Source organism: Dactylosporangium darangshiense (genome assembly GCF_039537565.1).
Taxonomy (GTDB): domain Bacteria; phylum Actinomycetota; class Actinomycetes; order Mycobacteriales; family Micromonosporaceae; genus Dactylosporangium; species Dactylosporangium darangshiense.
This window is the reverse complement of record NZ_BAABAT010000043.1, coordinates 60263-80857: the sequence shown is the minus strand read 5'-3', so window position 1 is coordinate 80857 and position 20595 is coordinate 60263. Positions and strand designations below refer to the sequence as shown.

Genomic DNA, 20595 nt, shown 5'->3' with positions numbered 1-20595 from the left:
GGATGGTGTCACGCGCTTCACCGTGACGAACTACGTCGACAAGCCCCTCAGCGGATACGGCGACGAGGCCCGCGGGTACTACCACTCGGCCGTGGTCACCTCGCCCTCCGCGCACGCCGACAGCTGGTACATGGTCCAGATGCGTACCGGCACGCTGGTCGTCCTGGTGTCCATCGAGATCAAGAGCTTCGACACGTCGGCGGTGGTCTCGAAGGACGCCATGCTGAAGCGGGCGGGTCCGCAGACGAAGGCGGTCACCGCGCTGGTACCGAAGGCCTGACGACGACCGTCATGGCGTTCCGGCGGTCCCGGTGAGCGGGCGGTCGATCCAGCTCATCAGCCAGCTGCGGGTCCGCCGACACGAACGGCTCGGCGGGCTCCTGCTCGAATATGGAAATGCCGCCTGACCAGCGCGGACGATGTTATCGGCACCCACAGCGTCGTCGTGCCGGCCTGAGGAAAGCTCCGCTCCCGCCGTCTTACCAATCGGCGAACCGTCGGCTACACTCATCGCCACACACGAATAAGGCAGGTTTCTTAACAGATTTAAGGTACACCGGGTACATCGAAAGGTCGATGCCATGCGACGACCAAAACTCCTGACCGGTGTGGCGACGGCGGCGGTCATCGCCGGCGCGACCGTCGCCGTCACCCTGAACACCGGCACCGCTTCCGCCGCCACGGGCTACGCGGTAGCGCCCTACGTCGATCTGTCCGCCGGCAGTGCCGGCATGCTGGACACGGCGACGAACTCCGGCGGTCTGACCGCCTTCACCGCCGCCTTCATCATCGGCAGCGGCTGCACCCCGATCTGGGGTGACACGCTGCCCATCGGCAGCTCCACCGCCAACCCGTACATCCAGCGGGCCCAGTCGCGCGGGGTCAAGGTGATCATCTCGTTCGGCGGCGCCGGCGGGGTCGAGCTGGGCCAGTCCTGCACGAACGTCACCTCGCTCACCGCTGCGTACCAGAGTGTGATCAACTTCTACCACGTCGACCACCTCGACTTCGACATCGAAGGCGCCGCCATCGCCGACACGACGTCGATCAACCGCCGCTTCCAGGCCATCAAGAACCTGCAGAACGCCAACGCCGGCCTGAGCGTCTCCCTCACGATCCCGGTGCTGGAGAACGGCCCGGACGGCAACGGCCTGAACTTCCTGCGGGCCGCCAAGAGCAACGGCGTGAACGTCGACGTCATCAACGCGATGACGATGGACTACGGCCACCCGGTGAGCGACATGGCCGCCGCGGCGACGACGGCGGCGGCGGGCACGCTGAGCGCGGCGCGCACCGCCGGGTTCACCAGCGCCACCTACGCCAACATCGGGATCACCCCGATGATCGGCAACAACGACAGCGGCGGCGAGGTCGTCAGCCAGGCCAACGCGCAGAGCATCGTGTCCTGGGCGAAGTCCAACGGCGCCGGGCGGCTCGCCTTCTGGTCGGTCGGCCGTGACCAGCCGTGCGCGGGCGGCGGGGTCTCCCCGAACTGCTCCGGCCTCGGCGGCGCGACGCTCGACTTCACGAAGATCTTCTTCGGCGGCGGCACCGGTCTCCCGCCCACCACGAACCCGCCGCCGACCACCCCGGGCGGTGGCGGCTCCTGCAGCGCGCCCGCGTGGAACGCATCGACCGCCTACGTCGGCGGCTCGGTCGTGTCCTACAACGGCCACAAGTACACGGCGAAGTGGTGGACCCAGGGCGAGCAGCCGAACCTCAACCTCGGCGACGGCAAGCCGTGGACCGACAATGGTCCGTGCACCGGTGGCGGCGGCGGCACGACCACACCACCGGGTGGCGGCGGCACGACCACGCCCCCGGGTGGCGGCGGCACCAGCACGGCCGCACCGTGGGTGACCGGCCACGCGTACCACGTCGGTGACGTCGTGTCCTACAACGGGCACAGCTACCGGTGCCTGCAGGCCCACACGTCGCAGCCGGACTGGAACCCGCCGGCCGCGCCGAGCCTCTGGCAAGCGATCTAGTCACACTGGCCGAAACACGAATCGGCCCGCGGGTGGAGACTCCTTCACCCGCGGGCCGACAGTGACGCGTGTGGCGTCAGGACATGGCCGCCTCGAGGCGCTCGCCCCGCAGGCCCACGCAGTCCAGGGCCCAGAAGGTGTCGGAGTACACGAAGGTGCCCGTCATCCACTCCTCGTACGAGGAAAGCTTGGCGACCTGAAAGGCGCCGGGCGGGCAGCGCAGTGTCGGCGGGCGGAAGGCCGATGCCGTGGCGTCGGCGAAGCCGCGCTTGCCGTAGTAGTGCGGTGAGCCCTCCAGGAACACCAGCGGTATGCCGCGGCGGTCGGCTTCCGCGAGGGCGGCGGCCACCAGTCGGGTACCGATCCCTTGGCCCTGGAACTCCGGCAGCACCCCCAGCGGCGACAGCGACACCACGTCCACGAGCCGGGGCAGGGCGTCCAGCCGGCAGGCACTGAGCATCACGTGGCCGACCACCCGCTCATCGACAGTGGCGACGAGCGACGACGGCGCAAGCGCTGCCTTCGCGGCGCGCAGCGTGTCGACCAGCGTCGGCACGCGTTCGCCGTCGCCGAACGCCTGCGCGTGCACGTCCCGCACGGCCTCTTGATCCTCGGCCCGTTCCGGCCGGACCACCACGTCCTGTGAAGTCACGCCGCCACGCTAACCGCGCAGCAAGCGGCCCGCGACGCAATTGACGACGCGACGCGGTCCACAACGTCGTCTCGAACCGGCTGTTCGCGGCCGCCCGCGACCGCCCGGGCACCAACCGCATCGTGTGGCAGTACGATCGTCGCAATCGTCGCCGATCCGACCGCCACGGCGTGCAGGTGGTGCGGACAGCGCTGGATGGAGGTCTGCAGTGACCGGCTCAACGCAGGAGTCCTCGTCGCTGTCGTCGCGGCTGGACACATCGGTAGCGCACTCTGCCCGCCGATACGACTACTGGCTCGGCGGCAAGGACAACTTCGCCGCCGACCGGGAGTCCGGAGATGCGATCGCCGCGGCGTTTCCGACCATCCGGCTCGCGGTGCGGGAGAACCGAGCCTTCCTGCGACGGGCGGTGGCCGTCCTGGCCGAGGAGGCGGGCATCCGCCAGTTCCTCGACATCGGCACCGGCTTGCCCACCGCGAACAACACCCACCAGGTCGCGCAGGCCATCGCGCCGCAGTCGCGGATCGTGTACGTCGACAACGACCCACTGGTGCTGGTGCACGCGCGGGCGCTGCTGACCAGTGCCGCAGAGGGGGCCACCGCCTACATCGACGCCGACCTGCGCGAACCGGCGAAGATCCTCAACGATCCGGAACTGCACCGCACGCTGGACTTCTCCCAGCCCGTGGCGTTGATGCTGGTCGCGGTCATGCACTTCATCCTGGACGAGGATGATCCCTACGGGATCGTCCGCCGGCTGGTCGAAGCGCTGCCGCGCGGCAGCTACCTGGTGGTGGCACAAGCCACCTACGACCCGCTGCCCCCCGACACCGTCGCCGCCCTCGAGGCCGCCAATGCCCGAGGCAACCCGAAGTCCCGGCCCCGCAGCCGAGCGGAGTTCGCCCGGTTCTTCGAGGGACTCGACATCCTGCCGCCGGGAATCGTCTCGGTTGCTGAGTGGCGCGCCGACAACGAGTCGCAGCCGCGTCCGAGCTTCGTTGACATCTCTGGTTACGCCGCCGTCGCACAGATCCCCTGATCCCGAAGCGCGTCATCCATCGACATCGTTAAATGCACCTGCCATCATGGTGCAGGTGTTACGGTTGCCGCCTCTCGCCGGCCTGATGGACGATCCCGACGTCGGTACCACCGACGATGCGCGGATGCTCGACCGATATCGGCGGGCTGGGCACACCCTGCCACCACTGCCGATGTCGATCGGGGACCCTTACCTGCTCGGTGGGGCGTTGCCAGCTGGACTGGCGGCATACGAACAGCAGGCACCGCAGTACCTCGCAGGCTACAGCCGGACGCCGGCCGGCCTGCCCGAGGCGCGCCGGTCGATCGCGGCGGACACCGTACGGTCCGAGCGGCTGGACCGGCACGCGAGCCCCGGCGAGGACTTCGATCTGCATCTCACCTCCGGCACCGGTACCCGCGGCATCATGGGCGACTTCGCCAGGCACCTGCTCGACGCCGACGGCGACGGCCGGACCCCGGCGGTGTTGTGCGCCTACCCGACGTGGGACTACGCCGGCGTGTTCGAGCCGCTTGGCTACGAGATGGCGTACTGGCCGCTGCGCGCCGAACACGCCTGGATCCCCGACCCGGCCGACATCGAGCGCGCGCTGGCCACGCTGGACGCCGACCCCAGCCGACGGCTCGCGCTGGTCGTGGTGAACACGCAGCACAACCCGACGGGCGCGATCTGGCCGGAGAGCGTGCTGGCGACGCTGTTCGAGGCGGCCACCGCCCGTGCTGCGGGAATCCTGCTTGACGACGCCTACCGCCGGGTGGTGACCGACGACGCCGACGAGGTCTGCGCGCCAGCGGCCCTGCTCGGCTACTTCGCGCGCGCCGACGCGCCGGAGCGGGCACGGCGCCGGTGGTGCCGCGTGGAGTCGTTCGGCAAGGTGTTCACCTGCGACGACTGGGGCATCGGTACCGTCATGGCCCACCCCAAGACGTTGCGCGCCATCGCGCGACACACCATCCAGTGGGCCTTCCCGCGCGGGGCGCGCCGGCAGTGGGCGATGGCGCGCTGGCTGGCCGACCCCGCGTGCGCACGCTACCTCGCCGGACTGCGCGCCGCCCTCGGCCACCATCGCTCCCTGTGGGCCAAGTCGCTGGTCGGGCTGGGCTGGCCCCGGGAGCTCACCGCCGCCGGGACCACGACGCCATACTTCCTGGTCGCGGTGCCACCCGCGTTCCGCACCCGGCCGGACGGCGTCGACGCCTGGCGCCGCGACCTGCTGGAGCGCACCGGACTGCTGTTCTCGCACGCGTCGATCACGATCGACGGCACCGACGCCGGCGTGCCGTTCCTGCGGGCGTACCTGGGCGGAGGCGAGGACGTCGTCGTCGAGGCGATCCGACGGCTCGAGGACGCCGGGATCCGCTACCACTGAAGTCTTATGCGGGAACGCACTCGACGACGTCGACCTGCGGCAGCCGGGTCGCGGGCTCGCGGATCGCCAGGCCCGCGCTGTGGACGAGCGCCGCCAGCTCGCTCATGGTGCGGTTGCCGCCGCCGGTGAACGAGAACACCAGCAGGTCGTCGAGGACCGCCGACTGTGCACGGGGCGTTGCCGTGGGCCGGTCGGGGACGATCTGCTCGAGGATCAGCAGGCGGCCCCCGTCCCCCATCGCCGCCCGGCATGACCGCAGCAGCGCGGTCGCCTCCGCGTCGCCCCAGTCCTGCAGGACGTACTTCAGCAGGTAGACGTCGTGCCCGGCCGGCACGCCCGCGAAGAAGTCGCCGGTGACGACCGCGCACCGGTCCGCCATGCCTTCCGCGTCGAGGAGCCGCTGCGCCGCCGGCCGCACCTCGGCCCGCTCGAAGACGGTGCCGCGCAGGTGCGGCCAGGCGTGCAGCAGCCGGGTCAGCATCCGGCCGTCGCCGCCGCCGATGTCGACGACGGTGGACACGTCCGAGAAGCCATACGCACGGGCGAGCTCGTCGCCGATGCCGACGGAGTTGGCGGACAGGTCCCGCACGAACAGCTCCCCGAGCGGCGGACGGTCGCCGAAGAACTCGTACATCGTGCGCTGGTGTGCCGCCTCGAACGCGCAACCGCCGTCGAGCAGCGCGGTGCCGAGCCCTTCGAACACCCGGAACAGGTCGGGGTGGCCGAGCTGCAGCGACCGGTGGTGCAGCGAGCCGGGTGTGTCCCGGCGCAGGAGCGGCGTCAGCGGCGTCTGCCGCAGCTCGCCGGCGTCGTCGATGGCGAGCAGGCCGAACGCCGCCCAGGCCCGCACGATACGCAGCAGGTTGGGCAGATCGACGCCGGTGTCCCGCGCGAGGTCCTCGGCACTGCGGGGGCGGTCGCTCAGGTGCTCGGGCAGCCCGAGGCCGACGCCGGCCGAAACGACCTGCGTCGTGATGGCGCCGGACAGCAGGGACAGGACGGCGGTCGTACCGGCGAAGTCGGTGCGGCTAGGCAACGGGTACCCCGTGGGTCTCGGCGTGGCTGCTGCGGGTCTGCTCGTGGCGGGCATGCGCCTCGGCGCGGGCCGCCCACAGCTGCGGGAACGGAGTGTGCAGCCGGCTCGTCAGGTATTCCAGGCCGGTGGTGCCGCCGGTGCCCGGGCGGTCACCGATCATCCGGGTGACGACGTGGACGTGGGTCGTCTGCCAGCTCCAGACCCCCTGTGCCAGCTCTGCGAGGGCCTGGGACATCCGGAACATCGGGTCGCCGCGCAGCCCGCCGGCGACCAGCTCGGCCAGGACGCGACCGGAGCGGTCGAGCAGCCGCAGGTAGCCCTCGAAGAGCGGGCCGGGCCCGTCGCCATTCATGCCGAGGATCGTCCGCAGCCGGCGGAAGTGCGCGGACTGTGCGCCGCTCGCCGTGCCGAGCCGCTGACGGAACGCGGCGAAGCACTCGACCTGCAGCCGCCCGAGCAGCTCGACGTGCTGACGCAGCGTAACCATGCAGTCTGTCGCCCGGCTCACGCTCTCCAGCCAGTCCTCGACGTCGCCGTCCGGCGTGGCCAGGCACTCGACCGCGGCGTCGAGCTCCAGGATCGTCTGGCGCAGCAGTAACTCGCTGCATTGATGAATAACGATGAAGAAGTGTTCCGCGCGGAACGTCCTGAGGTCGTCCGGTGGGGTCAGGGGGTGCTGCAGGGACATGAGATCCGGAATTCGGAGATAGCCGGCGTAGCTTGGGCGCCCCGTGGTCGGATGCAGGTGCGAATACACGATTCAGCAGGCCCTTCCCGTCTCCGTTGACATCCAACGATATCTGAGTCGCAGCACAGGGACAAAAAGCCTCGTTTTTTAATTGCCGTACATCTATGAAGTATCTTAGATTTAAATAGCCGTTTATCGCTGCAAAATGCTGCGATGACGACGAGCGACCAGCTACGGGACCGGGTCGTGGGTGCCCCGCGGTGTTGACGAGTTGCAGCGGCGGATGCGGGCGGCGGTGAGGCGGGAGCCGACGACCAGCCCGTACCGTCGTACCGCTTCCATCCCGTAGTTGCTGCACGTCGGAACCTGTCGGCAGCGCGTCGGCAGGTGGGCCGACAGCCAGCGCTGGTAGCCGCGGATGGCCGCCATGCCGGCGCGGCCCGGCAGGCTGGCGTCCCGCCGTGGTTTCCTCGTCGGCGTCGTGATCGCCAGCGCACCGAGCAGCAACGAAGCCAGCATGAACGGGTTGCAATCGCAGCCGTCGAGGCCATCGCAACCGTCGCAGTCGCAGTTCGGTACGTCGTTCCACCAGCGCCGCCGGCCGGGCCGCATCTCCTCCGAGTCCACGTGCGGCATTGTGTTGGCGCGTCGCCGAATGATCAAGACCGTTGTCAACAGTCCGTCGATGAGTCCGCGAAGATCTAGGATACGGCGATGCGAATCTCCGTTTGGGTGCCCTACGATGAGCGACGGCTGCGTCGCACACTGCAGTTCATCCTTCGTCCGCAGATGAAACGCATCCGCATCATGGGCGGGGTGCTGATCGTCCTCGGCCTCGGTGTGCTGGCGCTGGATCCGTCAACGGCGGTGGCCTACGGGATCGTGGTCCTCGGGCTGCTGTTCGTCTTCGCGATCGGGCCTATCACGGTGGCTCGGTCGGTACGGATGCAGTCCAACGTCATCAGGGACGGGTTCCACATGACGCTGGACGACGAGTGGGCGACCATGAGCTACCCGCTCGCCGAGTCGCGGTTCCGGTGGGCCGGCCTCGACCGCATCATCGAAACCCCGGAGGTCTGGTACGCCATGTTCGGCAAGATGCAGGCGTTGACGATCCCGAAGGACCCGATGACCGATGAGCAGCGGGCCGAGTTCGCAGCGTTCGTCGACGGGCTGCGACCCGCCTGGAAGTGACCGAGCGGTGGTCGTAGGCGATCTTTGACCGCCTACGACCACCGATCAGCACGGAAATCAGTCGGCTAGCGCTGCAGGGTCAGCACGGCCGGCCGGTAGGGCAGCAGACCGTAGTCGCCGCCCGAGTTGGTGGCGCGGCCCTGGTACAGCAGCTGCAGGTTGCACGGGTCCACGGTCATGGTCTGGTCCGGGTTGCTGCGCACCAGATCGCCGTGGCTGATGTCGTTGGTCCAGGTGGCGCCGCTGTTGGCCTTGCCGGCGAACGGGTTGCTCTCACTGGCGGCCTGCGGTGTCCACGAACCGCCCAGGCTGGTGGCCGTGAACGAGCGGAAGTACCGGCCGTTGGCGCCGATCGCCTCGACGAGCATGAGGTACTGGTTCTGGCCCATGACCTTGTAGACCTGCACCCCCTCGAACAGGTTGTTCGTCGAGTCGCTCATGACCACGGTCGACGCCGAGCCGAAGCTGCCGGGGAAGTTCCCGATGGGCATGCTGGCCCGGTAGATCTTGCCGTTGTCGCCGGCGAAGAACAGGTACATGTTCGAGCTGTCACCGATGAGCGTCTGGTCGATCGGGCCGGTTCCGGAGCCGGAGATGCTGCCCGTGAACAGCGTCTGCACCGACGACCAACCATTCGCGTTCGAAGGGTCACTCGACGTCCGGTACGAGAACGCGGTGCCGCCCCACTGGTAGGCCAGCACCCAGACGTTCTTTGGGGCGAAGTAGAACAGCGTGGGCGCCACCGCGCCGAACGACATCGTGTTCTGGCCGGCCGAGGCCATGTCGGACCAGTTGGTGAAGAGGCCGAAGTTCATCGAGCCCCACGTCGAACCGGTGTCGTGCGTCGTGGCGTAGACGAGGTGCTTGCCGTTGTACACGACGTTGGTGAAGTCCTTGAGCGAGACCCACCCCGACTTCGGGTTCGCCAGCGCGCCCGTCGACGTCCAGCGATACGTCGACGGCAGCGTGCACGTCGGAGCAGAGCCGGTGGAGCTGGGCGAAGGGGTGGTGCCGTCGACGCGGACGAGTTGCCATTGCTGGTTGGTGCCGCCCCAGTCGGTGTACTGCACGACGGCGCCGCCGTCGGCGGTGGAGGCGTTCTGGACCTCGACGGCCTTGCTGGAGTTGCGGTTGATCAGCCGGACGTAGCCGCTGTCGGAGTCGGCGAGGCGGAACTGCTGGTTGGTGCCGTTGCCGTCCGTCCACTGCACGAGCTTGGCGCCGTCCGCGGTCGACAGGTTGTAGACGTCCAGGACCTTGCCGGAGTGGCGGGCCTTCAGCCGGTAGTAGCCGCCGCCCGAGTCGACGAACTGCCACTGCTGGTTCTGCCCACCAGACCGCGTGTACTGCTGGATACAGGCACCGTCCGCAGTGGACACCCCGCACACGTCGAGGGCCTTGCCGGAGTTGCGATTGACGAGGGTGTACCACGCCGACGTGTCGACGGTCGCCGCCGAGGCGGTGGTCGCGTTGATGGCGACCACCAGTCCGGCGGCCACGACCGTCGCCGCGAGCGCGGCGCCGATGGCCTTCATGTTCATACTCTCCTTGTGAACCTCAGGGTGTGGTCAGGTCGAAGCGGCGGACGGTGACGGCGCCGCCGAGCGACCTGGTGGCGTAGTTGAAGACGGCGAAGCGGTACCCCATGAAGAACTGCCAGGCGTTGCCGAGCGTGAACGCGGGGCCCAGCGTGGTGAAGTTCGTGCCGTCGGTGCTGTACGAGAACCGGGCCTGGCGCCCGGAGCCGGGCCGGATGTCGGCGGTGGCCCGCAGCCAGACGTGGCTGCCCGAGACGGTGGCGCCGGCCGCTTCGGTGCCGGTGCCGGTGGTGTTCCAGTTCGAGTCCATCGTCAGGCCGTTGACCATCGTGATGCGGGTACTGCTGCCGTCGCGTTGCAGGCCGATCCAGGCCGAGGAGTCCCGCAGCAGGGCCAGGCCGGTGCGGTCGCCGTCGGCCATCGCGGACGCGTCGAGCTCGACGGTGGCGGTGGACGTCGGGCCTTGGATGCGACGGGTCAAGGTGTTGCGGGCGTTGTAGAGGTCGTTCGTGACGGTCGCGGTCTGCAGCCGCAGGCCGTTGCCGGACGACCATTTCGTGTTGTCGGGGTTGTGGTTCCACTCCCACTGCGGGCCGAGCGTGGTCGCGGTGAAGGAGTCCGAGCCGGTCATCGGCTTGACGGTCTTGGCGGTCTGGATGTTCGGGGCCGGGTAGGTGGCGCCCCAGCCGCCGCCCACGGTCTGGATGCTCGGCCAGCCGTCGCCGCTCCAGCTGATCGGGGCCAGCACGGGGATCCGGCCGCCGGGGTAGGCGTCGACGAAGGCCGCGTAGTACCAGTCGCCGTTCTGGGTCTGCACGAGGCCGCCCTGGTGCGGGATGCCGGCGCCGGAGACGGGCGTGGGCATGTTCAGCAGCACCTGCCGCATCTCGTACGGCCCCCAGGGGCTCGTCGAGCGCAGCACGTACTGGCCGTTGGCGGGCTTGGTGACCCAGATGTAGTAGTAGCCGCCGCGCTTGTAGAAGCGGGAGCCCTCCAGCGTCCCGACGCTCGACGGGGTGCTGAACACCTGCTGGTGGCGAACCTCGCTGAGCCCGTCGGCGGACAGCTGCGCGACGCTGAGCGTGGTGTTGCCGTAGGCGACGTACATGGTGTCGTTGTCGTCGACGAGCAGCCCGGCGTCGTAGTAGCAGTTGTTGATCCGCGACCGCTTCTGCCAGGTGCCGTCGACGGATGCGGCGGTGTACACGTAGGTGCGGTTGAACTCCACACAGCCGAGCCAGTAGTACGTGCTGGTGCTGGCGCGGTAGTTGAACGCCGAAGCCCAGATGCCCTTGACGTAGGCGCGGCCGCCGCTGAGGTTGTAGGCGCTCGAGTCGAAGTCGAGGCTCGGCACCGAGTGCCCGGCGTACTCCCAGTGCACGAGGTCGTAGGAGCGCAGGATCGGCGCGCCGGGCGAGTAGTGCATGGTCGACGCCGAGTAGTAGTACGCATCGCCGACCCGGATGATGTCGCCGTCGGCGAAGTCCTGCCACACGATCGGGTTCGTGAACTGCCCGGGCGGCGTGGTGGCCGGCGGTGTCGAGGTGGGCGTGCTGCCGACGCGGACGAGTTGCCATTGCTGGTTGGTGCCGCCCCAGTCGGCGTACTGCACGACGGCCCCGCCGTCGGCGGTGGAGGCGTTCTGGACCTCGACGGCCTTGCTGGAGTTTCGGTTGATCAGCCGCACGTAGCCGCTGTCGGAGTCGGCGAGGCGGAACTGCTGGTTGGTGCCGTTGCCGTCCGTCCACTGCACGAGCTTGGCGCCGTCCGCGGTCGACAGGTTGTAGACGTCCAGGACCTTGCCGGAGTGGCGGGCCTTCAGCCGGTAGTAGCCGCCGCCCGAGTCGACGAACTGCCACTGCTGGTTCTGCCCACCAGACCGCGTGTACTGCTGAATGCAGGCACCGTCCGCAGTGGACACCCCGCACACGTCGAGGGCCTTGCCGGAGTTGCGGTTGACGAGTTCGTACCAGGCGCTGGTGTCGACGGTCGCCGCCGACGCGGCCGTCGCGTTGATCGCAACAACGACGCCGGCAGCGATCGCGGTGACGACGGCGGCGAGCACGGCCGATCGGCGGCGTGTTCGGATCTGCATGAGGACATTCCTTCCGGACGCGCATTTGTGAGCGTTCACAAGTCGATCCGCATCCGGTGGGCCAGCGGCAAATGACTGGTGGCGGGAACGCTCACATGCAGGACCGCGAGATTGCCAGAATGTTTCGGAACCCGCAAGACCAGGCACCGGCCCAAGCAGTCATTCCGGCACGCCCGATGCCGGGCAAACGCCAGCTCAGAGCCGTTGCATCACCGACCGAGAACTTCCGGAAAATTTCATTTCCATGGATGTGCGACCTCTATTCAGGCATGCCCATAACACTTTTCGCCGCTGATTCTCACGGCACTTTCCTGACGAATTTGTGTTACGCCGAGGCCGCCCGCATGGTCGATGCGCCGAACGGCCCTGCCCAGCGCTTCCCCGTCGACCTTGCCGGTCACGGTGAGCGGCAGCCGATCGATCGCGACGAACAGGCTCGGCACCAAGTGGGGCGGCAGGCCGGCCGCGGCACGCTGTCGCACGCCACCATCCCGGCCGCATACAGCGTGGTGAAGGTCGAGGTCGGACGCGGCCATCGCGGCGGCGCGCGGGCTCAGTTGGCAGCTGCGCCGGCCGGTCGGCCTGCCCGACCTGCTGGTCGCGGCGGTCGCGCGGCAGCACGCCGCGTTCCCGCTGTGCTTCGCGCGGCTGGTGGACGAGCGCACCGCCGAGCTCGCCGACCGGCCGAACGTCGGCGTCAACTTCGACCTGGGCAGTGGGCTGCACATCCCGGTGGTGCCCGACGCGGCCGCCGGCTCGTCAACGGCCGGGACGCGGCGCTGTTCCTACACGCGATCCGCGACTGCCTCAAGGCGGCCTCCTGGTCAGAGCCGGCCCCGCAGCCGTAGGGCGCGACCGGCGGCGGTGGCGAGCGCGACGGCGACCACGACGGCGCCGGCGACGCCCGCGACGGCCCCGGCGGTCAGCGGCGTGAGGTGCAGCACCCGGCCGGCGGGGGTGAGTGCGGCGATCAGGCCGACGATGGCGGCGGAGGCTACCCAGGCCGGGAATGCAGGGTTGGTACGCCAGGACAGCGCCGGTCGGGTGCGCAACGTCCACGCGATGAGGGCGTGCCCGGCGAGCCACCCGAGTACGGCGGCGGAACGGGCCGTGCCCGTGCCGGTGCCGGCGAGCAGCAGGTAGGCGGGCAGGGTCGCCGCGGTGAGGGTGACCGCGACGGTGGCGATGGCCGCGAGCCCCGCACGGTCGAGGAACCGCGTGCCGGCCCGCCGCGGCGGGCGGCGCATGGCGTCGGGTGCGGCGGGTTCGGCGACGAAGGCGACGGAGGCTCCGAGGTCCATGAAGATCTCGAGCAGGACGATGTGGACCGGCGCGAACGGCGCCGGCCGGCCGGCGGCGAGGGCGGCGAGCAGGACGACGACGAGGGCGACCTTCGCGCCGAGGTAGAAGGCGACGGCGCGGCGCAGCTGTGCGCTGATGTTGCGGCCGGTGGCGACGGCGGCCACGACGGTGGGGTACGCGTCGTCGGTCAGGACGATGTCGGCGGCGGCGCGGGCGAGGTCGGCGCCACGGCGGCCCATGGCGATGCCGACGTCGGCGGCGGCGAGGGCGGGCGCGTCGTTCGCGCCGTCGCCGGTGACTGCGACCGTGTGCCCGCGGGCCTGCAGGGCCTGCACGAGGCGGTGCTTCACGGCGGGCGTGGCGCGGGCGATCACGGCGCCGTGCGTGAGCAGCGGGGCGAGGTCGGCGTCGGTGGCGTCGGCGAGGCGGTCACCGCGGGCGACCAGGTGGCCGGCGGGCAGACCGGCCCGGGCGGCGACGTCGGCAGCGGTGCCGGGGTGATCGCCGGTGACGACGATCGTGGCGACGCCTGCACCGTGCAGGGTGGCGACGGCGTCGGCGACGTCGGGGCGCAGCGGGTCGGTGAAGCAGGCGAGCCCGACGTACCGCAGCGCGGCCTCGGCGTCGTCGCGGTCGCGGGGCGCCTCGGCGAGGGTCCGGTCGGCGAAGGCGATGACGCGCAGGCCCCGGCGAGCCCGCTCGTCGACGAGGGCGTCGAGGCGGTCCCGCTCGGCGGGGTCGAGGGCGCAGCGGTCCAGGACGGCTTCGGGCGCGCCGGCCACGGCCAGCCGCAGCCCGTCACCGCCGGCGCGGTGCAGGCGGCTCAGCAGCTTGCGGTGCGGGTCGAACGGATGCCCGGCGACGGCCGGACCGGGCGCGGCGATGCCGTCGTCGGCGGCCGCGGCGAGCAGCTGCTGCTCCATGGGTTCGCGGCCGCCCGGCGGGTAGGCGGCGACGGCGGCGCTGAGGATCGATCGGCGCTCGCCGACGAGCTCGGTGAGCCGGAGGTGGTTCTCGGTCAGGGTGCCGGTCTTGTCGGTGACCACGACGTCGACGGCGCCGATCGTCTCCCCGGCCCGCAGGCGGCGCAGCAGCGCGCCGCGGCGGGCGAGCTGCCGGCCGCCGACGGCGAGCAGGACGACGACGAGGATGGGCAGTTCCTCCGGGACGGTGGCGAAGGCGACCGTGAGCCCGGACAGCAGCATGTCGCGCACCGGCTGGCCGGCGAGCACGCCGACGAGCGGGACGGCGACGCTGGCGGCGACGGCGATGACCAGGACGGTCCTGGCGAGCTGGGACAGGGCGCGCTGCAGCGGGGTGGGCGGTTCCCTGGTGTCGGCGACGAGCCGGCCGAGCCGGCCGAGCTCGCTGTCGGCGCCGGTGGCGGTGAGCACCGCGCGGCCGTCGCCGGTCACGACCGCGGTGCCGGCGTGCAGCATGCTCGACCGGCCGCCGAGCGGCGTGTCCTCACCGACCGGCAGCGCGCTCTTGCCGACCGCCGCGGCCTCGCCGGTCAGGGTCGACTCGTCGACCCGCAGCCCGTGCGCTTCGAGGACACGGGCGTCGGCGGGGACGAGGTCGCCGGCCTCGACGGCGATCACGTCGCCGGGCACCAGGTCGGCGGACGGTACTTCGTCCACGCCGGCCGGGGTGACCAGTCGGGCGGTCGGCGCGGTCATCGCCCGCAGCGCCTCGATCGATCGGGCGGCACGCATCTCGGTGCTGGTCTCCAGGACCGCCACGACGGCGATGACGGCGGCGATCGCCGCGGCGTCGGACAGCTCGCCGAACACCGCCGAGAGCACCGCGACGGCGATGAGCAGCAACTGCAGCGGCTCGGTGAACGACTCAGCGAGCTCGGGCAGCCACCGCTTCGGCCGCCGGGCGCCGCCGGGGACGTTCGGCCCGTGCCGTGCCCGCCGATCCGCTCTGGCCGCCGGGTCCAGGCCGGTGGGGCCGGAGCCCAGCCCCTGCAGCACCGCCTCCGCCGGCAGGGCGTGTACGGGCGGCTCACTGAGCAGCGACTGCGCCACGTTGCGAGCGTAACAATCGCCGGTTGCGTACCTATGCGTCGGCTTCGTCAATGGACGGGCAGGCCGGCAACGGCCTCGTCGACGCTCCGGTATGCCGGGACGTCGGCCAGGGCGCTGGCGGCGACGGCGTCCCGGGCCCCGAGGTAGAGATGGGCGAACGCGAGCGTGCGGCCGTGACGCGCAACGCGACGCCTGATCGCCTCGAGCGCCTCGACAACGCCGAGGCGCAGGTCGAAGCTGGCAGTCAGGTCCAGGACGATCGCGGTGCCCGGACGTGCCAGCGCGGCGTCGACGGCGGCGGCCAGTCGGTCGATGTTGGCGAAGAAGAGCTGGCCGTCGGGGCGCAGGACGGTGACGCCGGCGCTCCCGAGCTCGGACACGCGCAGGCGGCCTGCGTCGGCGATGTAGATGAGCAGCGACAGGGCGACGGCGATGAGCAGCCCGGGGATCAGGGTCAGCGTGGTGACCCCGAGGATGGCGGTGGCGGCGACGGCCAGGGCGCGCCGGTCCCGGGCGAGGTAGGCGCGCAGCGGCGCGATGGCCAAAAACGGGCGGACCGCCATGATGACCACGGCGGCGAGCACCGGCTCGGGCAGGAGTGTGAAGGCGGGCGTGAGTGCCAGGCCGACGAGCAGCATCAGCCCGGCGGTCATCGCCGGCAGCCAGCGCGTGCGGCCGCCCGCCGCGTGCGCGGCGACGCTCACCGACGGGCTGCCGCTGACCGCGAGCCCGCCGACGGCACCGGCGAGGAGGTTGGCCGCGCCGAGGCCGGTCATCTCGCGGTCCGCGTCGAGGGGCGGCTCGCCGGGGTCGCGCAGGCGGTCGGCGATGCCGTGGCCCAGGACGAAGACGATGAGCGCCAGGCCGGCGGCGGTCGGCGCGAGCCCCAGCCAGGCGACCGCGTCGAGCTCGGGCAGGCGCGGGAGCGGGACGCCGGCGGGGACGCGCGGCACGTGTGCGACGCCGTGCTCGCGCAGGTGCAGCGCGGCGGAGGCGGCCGCGGCGGCGACGAGCACCAGCAGCGTGGCGGGGATGCGGGGCAGCCGGGTCTCCAGGACGAGCAGGACGGCCAGCGCCGCCAGGCCGGTCGCGAGGGACGCCGGGTGCCAGTGCGGCAGGGCGCTCATGGTGTCCCAGCCGCGGACGAACGCATTGGACGTGCGGGTGGGCACGTCGACCATGACGGCGGCCTGCCGCACGACGATGACGACGGCAAGGCCGAACAGGAACCCGCGCAGCGCCTCGGGTGCGAGGAACCGGGCGACGAAGCCGCACCGCAGCAGGCCGGTGACGAGCAGGATCGCGCCGGTGAGCAGCGTGAGTGCGACCGCGAGGCGGGCCCGCCGGTCGGGGTCGGCGGCCAGGCCCGCCACCGCGGCCGAGGTGATGACCGCGGTGGCGGCGGTGGCGCCGACGATGAGCCGCGGGGACCGGCCGAGCACCGCGTAGGCGAGGACGCACAGCGGTGCCGCGGCCAGTCCCTGAGCGGGTGGTACCCCAGCAATCTGGGCGAACGCGACGGTTTCGGGTGCGAGCAGGGCCACCGCGGTCAACGCGGCGATGAGCTCGGTCCGGATGGCGGCGGTGGACATGTCGCTCGCACCCCTCGGGTCGGGTCGGCGGCTCGGTCAGGCGGCCGGGACGACGTACGGGAAGGCATCCTGGCTGCGCTTGCGGTCCCCGGCGCGCAGGCCGCCCGGGATGGCCGAGTTGGTGGCGAGCGAGAACATGATCTCGGGGGCGTTGTCGGCCAGCCGCCGGCCGTTGAACGCGACGAACCCGAACTGGGCCGGACTGCCGACGACGTAGCCGAGCAGGTCGGGCACGATCCGCTCGACGAGGCCGGCGGCGTGGACCTCGGGCCGGTCGGCGGTGCCGCGCCGGCGTACGACGGAGGCGACCAGGTCGCCGATCGCGGTGGCGTAGTTGGCGGCGTCGTCGGCCGGGTGGGTCTCGTTGGCGTGACTGGCGGCGTCGCCGTCGGCGTCGCGGAAGATGGGCCAGATCATCGGCAGCCCGGCGCGCCCGACCTGGCGCCAGCCGCCGGCGTCGGTCGCCAGCTTGGTCGTGCTCCAGGTGGCGATGTGGCGTCCTCGGTACAGCGTGCTGCCGCCGACGGGCAGCGTCAGCACGATGGAGCGCACCGTCGAGCCGGCGAAGGTGTCCTGTGCGACGCCGGCCACCCAGTGCGTGAGGTCCTCGTCGCCGCCGTGCAGCACCGTGCGGTCCACGGCGTCGAGCAGGGTCAGGTCGAGGTAGAACGGCTCGACGGCGTGGCCGGCCCAGACCGCGCCGCCGTGCGCCGTGGTGGTCGGCTCGCCGGTGCGGCCCTGCGCGATGACGATGCCGGTAGCCGCGTCGTCGGTCGCGGCCGCGCCGGTGAGCAGCTCGACGGTGTAGGGCTGCGCGCCGTCGGCCTCGGCGCCGAAGGCGAAGCGGTAGGTGAGGTCCTCCCGGTCCCGGCCGTCGAGGTGGATCTTGAACTCGTAGCGGGCCTCGGGGTGGAACGGGTCGGTGAAGGTGTCGCCGGCCAGCGACGTGCGCACGTTCATCACGAGGACGGTCGCGCCGTCGGCGTCGAAGAGGTACTGGTCGGTGATGTTCAGGCGCGGGTCCTGGCGGGCCTGCGGCGAGTCGAGGTGGTGTGACATGTGTGGTCTCCTTCCTGGACGGCGCGGTCAGGCGCAGAGGTCGTCGGGCAGCGCGCACGGCAGGTGCCGCACCCGCACGTCGTCGGGGCGGTTGAACAGGAACCGGAGCTGTTGCGGTACCGGGTCACCGGCCGGGTTCGCGGTGTTGGCAATGTCGTCCATGGCCAAGAGCGTCGCCGGTGCGGCCGGGCGGTCGCTGCCGTCGTTCGACTGCAGTCGCCGGCGCCCTTGCGGGGCAGTCGGCGACTGCAGCGTCAATCGGTGACTGCGGCTCCGTCGCGTCCCAGCCGGGCGGCGAGCTGGCCGCGGGAGGTGACGTTCAGCTTCGGGAACATGCGGTACAGGATGGAGCTGATCGTGCGGGGCGACAGGTAGAGCCGCTCGCCGATCTCGCGGTTGGACAGGCCCTGCGCGGCCAGCCGGGCGACCTGCAGCTCCTGCGAGGTGAGCACCTCGTGCAGCGCCGGTGCCGCGGCGGCGGGACGTTCGCCGGCCGCGCGCAGCTCGAGGGCGGCCTGCGCCGCCCATGTGGCGGCGCCGATGAGCTCCAGCGTGGTGTGCGCGGCGCGCAACGGGATCCGCGACTCGGTCATGCGGCGCCGGCGGCGTAGCCAGGAGCCGTAGGCGAGCTCCAGCCGCGCCCGGTGCCAGGGCCAGCGGGTGAGGTTGCGGGCCAGCGCCGCACGGTAGAGCGGTTCGGCGTCCTCGTCGGCGGCCAGCACGGCCCGGGCGTAGTCGAGGTGGACCAGCAGGGTCGGGGCCGGCGCCGTCGCGGCCAGCTCGGCCATGCGCGCGACGACGGGGCGGGCGTCGTGTTCGAGGCCGGCGTGGCGGGCCGCCTCGGCGAGCGGTGCCAGCGCGTGGTAGCGCTCGGACTCGTGGAAGGCGGCGTCGCTGGGGTCGAACAGCCGGCGCATCGCGTGGTAGGCGTCGGTGTGCCGGCCGGCGCGGATCAGGCCGAACCCGCGGGCCAGCTGGACGCAGGCGAGCAGGTTGTTGAGCCGCTGCGTGCCGGCGGCCCGCTCGGCCCGGCCGGCCATGTCGTGTGCGACGTCGGCGTCGCCGAGCAGGCTCTCCACGATGGCGTTGAGCGACAGCGAGCCGGTGTCCCAGATCGGCTGGCCGGTGTCGGCGGCGAGGCGACGGGCCTCCTCCACGGCGGCGACGGCCCGGTCCCACTCGCCGAGCTCGAGCCGGTCGAGGACCTGCATGGTGAGCACCTGTGACAGCAGCCCGAGGCGGCCCTGCTCGCGCAGGTGGCGCTCGGCCCGCTGGAAGCAGTCGACGGCCGACTCGGGGTCGCCGACGGCGTGCGCGGCCATGCCGTACAGGTGCAGAGCGGCCGGGTCGCCGACCTGTTCCGGGACGATCGCGGTGAGCGCGGCGAGGACCCGCTCGGCCTCGGTGCACGGGTGGGCGACGGCGACGGTGGCCACCGCCCTGGGTTCGGCGCCATCGCCGCCCAGGGCGTCGACCGTCGCCACGATGTGGTCCTGTGCCTCGCGGCCGGCCGCCGCCCACCAGGTCCGCAGCGACGCGCCGTGCACCAGGTTGAGGGCGAGGGCCCGGTCGCCGGCGGCCGCGGCGGCCTGCGCGGCGTCGCACAGCCGCAGGATGGGCGCGGAGGCGCCCGGTACGCCGTCGTTGAAGATCTCTCGCAGCCACGCCAGCCGGGCTCGATCCAATGTGGACAACGGACACCGGTCGGCGGCGGCGGTGAGCCGGTCGACGAGGTCGGCCCGGCCGAGGCCGAAGGCGTGCTCGGCCGCGAGCAGCAGGCGATGGCCGCGGCGGGCCGGGTCGCCGGTCAGCTGGGCCGAGCGGTGCAGCGACGTGATGGCGGCAAGGATCGCGCCGCGGCGCAGCGGGATCGTGTGGGTCGCCTCGAGGTCGTCGGCGACGGCGTCGTCGGGGCCGACGATCGACTGCGAGCGGTGCCAGACGCGCCGGTACGGCTCGTCGGCGAGCACGCCGGCCAGCGCGGCGTTGGCCGCCTGCCGGCGCGGCAGCGGCTCGACCTGCAGGATGCCGGAGCGCACGAGCGGGTGGCGGAACACCACCCGGGTCTCGTCGACGCGGACCAGCCCGGCGTCGACCGCCGGCGTCCACACGTGGGTGCTGACGGGACCGCCGGTGAGCGCCGCGGCCCCGGCCAGAATCTCCGCCAGGTCTTCGGCGTTGTCGACGGCGGCGACGAGCAGCGCGTCGCGGGTGTCGGGCGGCAGGCCGGCCAGCCGGCCGGCGAACGCCTGCTCCAGACGCGCGGTGAGCGGCAGGGACCCCGTCACATGCTCGGCGCTGAACTCCGCGGTCTGCCGCCAGGCGGCCGGCAGCTCCACCAGGGCGAGCGGGTTGCCCAGCGACTCGAACAGGATCCGTTCCTGGCTGGCCGCCGGCAGGCCGGCGGCGGACACGGCGATGAGCTGGCGGGCTGCCGTGTCGTCGAGGCCGGCCAGCTCGAGCACCGGCAGGCCGCAGCCGAGCAGCGGGCCGTCATGACGGGCGCGCACGGTGCCGATGACGACGACCGGGTCGGCGCCGACACGGCGGGCGACGAACGCCAGCGCCTCGTGGGTGGGCCGGTCCAGCCACTGCACGTCGTCGACGGCGACCACCACGGGCCGGTTCGCGGCGGCGTCGGCGAGCAGGCTCAGGGTGGCCAGCGCGATCATGAACGGCTCCGGTGCGGCGCCGTCGTCCATGCCGAACGCGGCGAGCAGGGCCGCACGCTGCCGCGCGGGCAGCGTGCCGGCCCGGCCGAGCAACGGGCGCAGCAGCTGGTGCAGGCAGGCGAAGGGCAACTGGGCCTCCGCCTCGACGCCGGTGGTGTGCAGCACCTCGGCGCCGGTCGAGCGGCCGTAGGTGCAGGCGGCGCGCAGCAGCGACGACTTGCCGATGCCCGCCTCGCCGCGCACGAGGACGGCACCGCCGCCGTCGGATGCCGCCTCGATGAGGCCGGTGAGGACCCGCAACTCGTCGTCCCGGCCGAACAGGTGCGCCCCCGTCATGA

At 71.7% G+C, this 20595-nt stretch carries 17 protein-coding genes; 5 read left to right on the top strand and 12 right to left on the bottom strand.

Annotated elements, in window-relative coordinates; translation table 11 throughout:
* Positions 1 to 22 precede the first annotated feature (22 nt).
* Both ABD901_RS45885 and ABD901_RS45880 read left to right on the top strand, forming a co-directional pair.
* Positions 23 to 280: a hypothetical protein gene (locus ABD901_RS45885; RefSeq protein WP_345137937.1), complete on the top strand. Its 258-nt coding sequence runs from the start codon at positions 23 to 25 to the stop codon at positions 278 to 280.
* A gap of 301 nt (positions 281 to 581) precedes the next feature.
* Positions 582 to 1988 carry a carbohydrate-binding protein gene (locus ABD901_RS45880; protein WP_345137935.1) on the top strand — a complete coding sequence of 469 codons (1407 nt, stop codon included), beginning with the start codon at positions 582 to 584 and terminating at the stop codon, positions 1986 to 1988.
* 76 nt (positions 1989 to 2064) lie between these two features.
* Here the strand turns inward: ABD901_RS45880 and ABD901_RS45875 are convergent, their stop codons facing one another.
* Positions 2065 to 2640, bottom strand: a complete 576-nt coding sequence (locus ABD901_RS45875; protein ID WP_345137933.1) for a GNAT family N-acetyltransferase — start codon at positions 2638 to 2640, stop codon at positions 2065 to 2067.
* 208 nt (positions 2641 to 2848) lie between these two features.
* On the opposite strand from ABD901_RS45875, the gene ABD901_RS45870 reads away from it, so the two are divergent.
* Positions 2849 to 3679 (top strand): SAM-dependent methyltransferase, encoded by an 831-nt coding sequence (locus ABD901_RS45870; protein ID WP_345137931.1) that lies wholly within the window; start codon positions 2849 to 2851, stop codon positions 3677 to 3679.
* A gap of 46 nt (positions 3680 to 3725) precedes the next feature.
* Positions 3726 to 5048, top strand: a complete 1323-nt coding sequence (locus ABD901_RS45865; RefSeq protein ID WP_345137929.1) for a pyridoxal phosphate-dependent aminotransferase — start codon at positions 3726 to 3728, stop codon at positions 5046 to 5048.
* A 4-nt stretch (positions 5049 to 5052) separates the two neighbouring features.
* Here ABD901_RS45865 and ABD901_RS45860 read toward each other — a convergent pair whose 3' ends face one another.
* The 3 genes from ABD901_RS45860 to yidD form a co-directional block, all read right to left on the bottom strand.
* On the bottom strand, positions 5053 to 6084 hold the full coding sequence (locus ABD901_RS45860) for a methyltransferase (RefSeq protein WP_345137927.1): 1032 nt from the start codon (positions 6082 to 6084) through the stop codon (positions 5053 to 5055).
* Entirely contained in the window at positions 6077 to 6841 is a 765-nt protein-coding gene (locus tag ABD901_RS45855; RefSeq protein WP_345137925.1) for a tryptophan 2,3-dioxygenase family protein, read from the bottom strand. Before ABD901_RS45855 ends, ABD901_RS45860 begins: the two co-directional genes overlap by 8 nt.
* A gap of 162 nt (positions 6842 to 7003) precedes the next feature.
* A complete protein-coding gene (gene yidD, locus ABD901_RS45850) occupies positions 7004 to 7399 on the bottom strand; it encodes a membrane protein insertion efficiency factor YidD (protein WP_345137924.1) in 396 nt (131 codons plus the stop codon).
* Positions 7400 to 7486: 87 nt separating this feature from the next.
* Here yidD and ABD901_RS45845 point away from each other — a divergent pair, with 87 nt between their 5' ends.
* A complete protein-coding gene (locus ABD901_RS45845; protein WP_345137922.1) occupies positions 7487 to 7966 on the top strand; it encodes a YcxB family protein in 480 nt (159 codons plus the stop codon).
* Between the two features lie 65 nt (positions 7967 to 8031).
* Here ABD901_RS45845 and ABD901_RS45840 read toward each other — a convergent pair whose 3' ends face one another.
* The 8 genes from ABD901_RS45840 to ABD901_RS45805 all read right to left on the bottom strand — a co-directional run bounded on the left by ABD901_RS45840 (position 8032) and on the right by ABD901_RS45805 (position 20593).
* Complete coding sequence (locus ABD901_RS45840; protein WP_425556808.1) at positions 8032 to 9507, bottom strand: non-reducing end alpha-L-arabinofuranosidase family hydrolase; 1476 nt, start codon at positions 9505 to 9507, stop codon at positions 8032 to 8034.
* A gap of 16 nt (positions 9508 to 9523) precedes the next feature.
* Positions 9524 to 11599 carry a family 43 glycosylhydrolase gene (locus tag ABD901_RS45835; RefSeq protein ID WP_345137918.1) on the bottom strand — a complete coding sequence of 692 codons (2076 nt, stop codon included), beginning with the start codon at positions 11597 to 11599 and terminating at the stop codon, positions 9524 to 9526.
* A gap of 263 nt (positions 11600 to 11862) precedes the next feature.
* The gene (locus ABD901_RS45830) at positions 11863 to 12081 is read right to left on the bottom strand and encodes a hypothetical protein (RefSeq protein ID WP_345137916.1); all 219 of its coding nucleotides are present in this window, start codon (positions 12079 to 12081) and stop codon (positions 11863 to 11865) included.
* Between the two features lie 342 nt (positions 12082 to 12423).
* Positions 12424 to 14934 carry a cation-translocating P-type ATPase gene (locus tag ABD901_RS45825; RefSeq protein ID WP_345137914.1) on the bottom strand — a complete coding sequence of 837 codons (2511 nt, stop codon included), beginning with the start codon at positions 14932 to 14934 and terminating at the stop codon, positions 12424 to 12426.
* A gap of 47 nt (positions 14935 to 14981) precedes the next feature.
* Positions 14982 to 16526 (bottom strand): SulP family inorganic anion transporter, encoded by a 1545-nt coding sequence (locus tag ABD901_RS45820; RefSeq protein WP_345137912.1) that lies wholly within the window; start codon positions 16524 to 16526, stop codon positions 14982 to 14984.
* A 36-nt stretch (positions 16527 to 16562) separates the two neighbouring features.
* The gene (locus ABD901_RS45815) at positions 16563 to 17585 is read right to left on the bottom strand and encodes a DUF4331 family protein (RefSeq protein WP_345137910.1); all 1023 of its coding nucleotides are present in this window, start codon (positions 17583 to 17585) and stop codon (positions 16563 to 16565) included.
* Positions 17586 to 17612: 27 nt separating this feature from the next.
* Positions 17613 to 17747, bottom strand: coding sequence for a hypothetical protein (locus tag ABD901_RS45810; RefSeq protein ID WP_345137908.1), 135 nt, complete (start codon positions 17745 to 17747; stop codon positions 17613 to 17615).
* Positions 17748 to 17839: 92 nt separating this feature from the next.
* A complete protein-coding gene (locus tag ABD901_RS45805; RefSeq protein ID WP_345137907.1) occupies positions 17840 to 20593 on the bottom strand; it encodes a helix-turn-helix transcriptional regulator in 2754 nt (917 codons plus the stop codon).
* Positions 20594 to 20595: the final 2 nt, after the last annotated feature.

Excerpts from the sequence above, each read along its gene's own strand:
- ABD901_RS45880 (WP_345137935.1), top strand. The coding sequence starts at position 582 with ATGCGACGACCAAAACTCCTGACCGGTGTGGCGACGGCGGCGGTCATC.
- ABD901_RS45845 (WP_345137922.1), top strand. The coding sequence starts at position 7,487 with ATGCGAATCTCCGTTTGGGTGCCCTACGATGAGCGACGGCTGCGTCGC.
- ABD901_RS45815 (WP_345137910.1), bottom strand. The coding sequence starts at position 17,585 with ATGTCACACCACCTCGACTCGCCGCAGGCCCGCCAGGACCCGCGCCTG.
- ABD901_RS45820 (WP_345137912.1), bottom strand. The coding sequence starts at position 16,526 with ATGTCCACCGCCGCCATCCGGACCGAGCTCATCGCCGCGTTGACCGCG.
- ABD901_RS45835 (WP_345137918.1), bottom strand. The coding sequence starts at position 11,599 with ATGCAGATCCGAACACGCCGCCGATCGGCCGTGCTCGCCGCCGTCGTC.
- ABD901_RS45865 (WP_345137929.1), top strand. The coding sequence starts at position 3,726 with ATGGTGCAGGTGTTACGGTTGCCGCCTCTCGCCGGCCTGATGGACGAT.
- ABD901_RS45840 (WP_425556808.1), bottom strand. The coding sequence starts at position 9,507 with ATGAACATGAAGGCCATCGGCGCCGCGCTCGCGGCGACGGTCGTGGCC.
- ABD901_RS45810 (WP_345137908.1), bottom strand. The coding sequence starts at position 17,747 with ATGGACGACATTGCCAACACCGCGAACCCGGCCGGTGACCCGGTACCG.
- ABD901_RS45805 (WP_345137907.1), bottom strand. The coding sequence starts at position 20,593 with ATGACGGGGGCGCACCTGTTCGGCCGGGACGACGAGTTGCGGGTCCTC.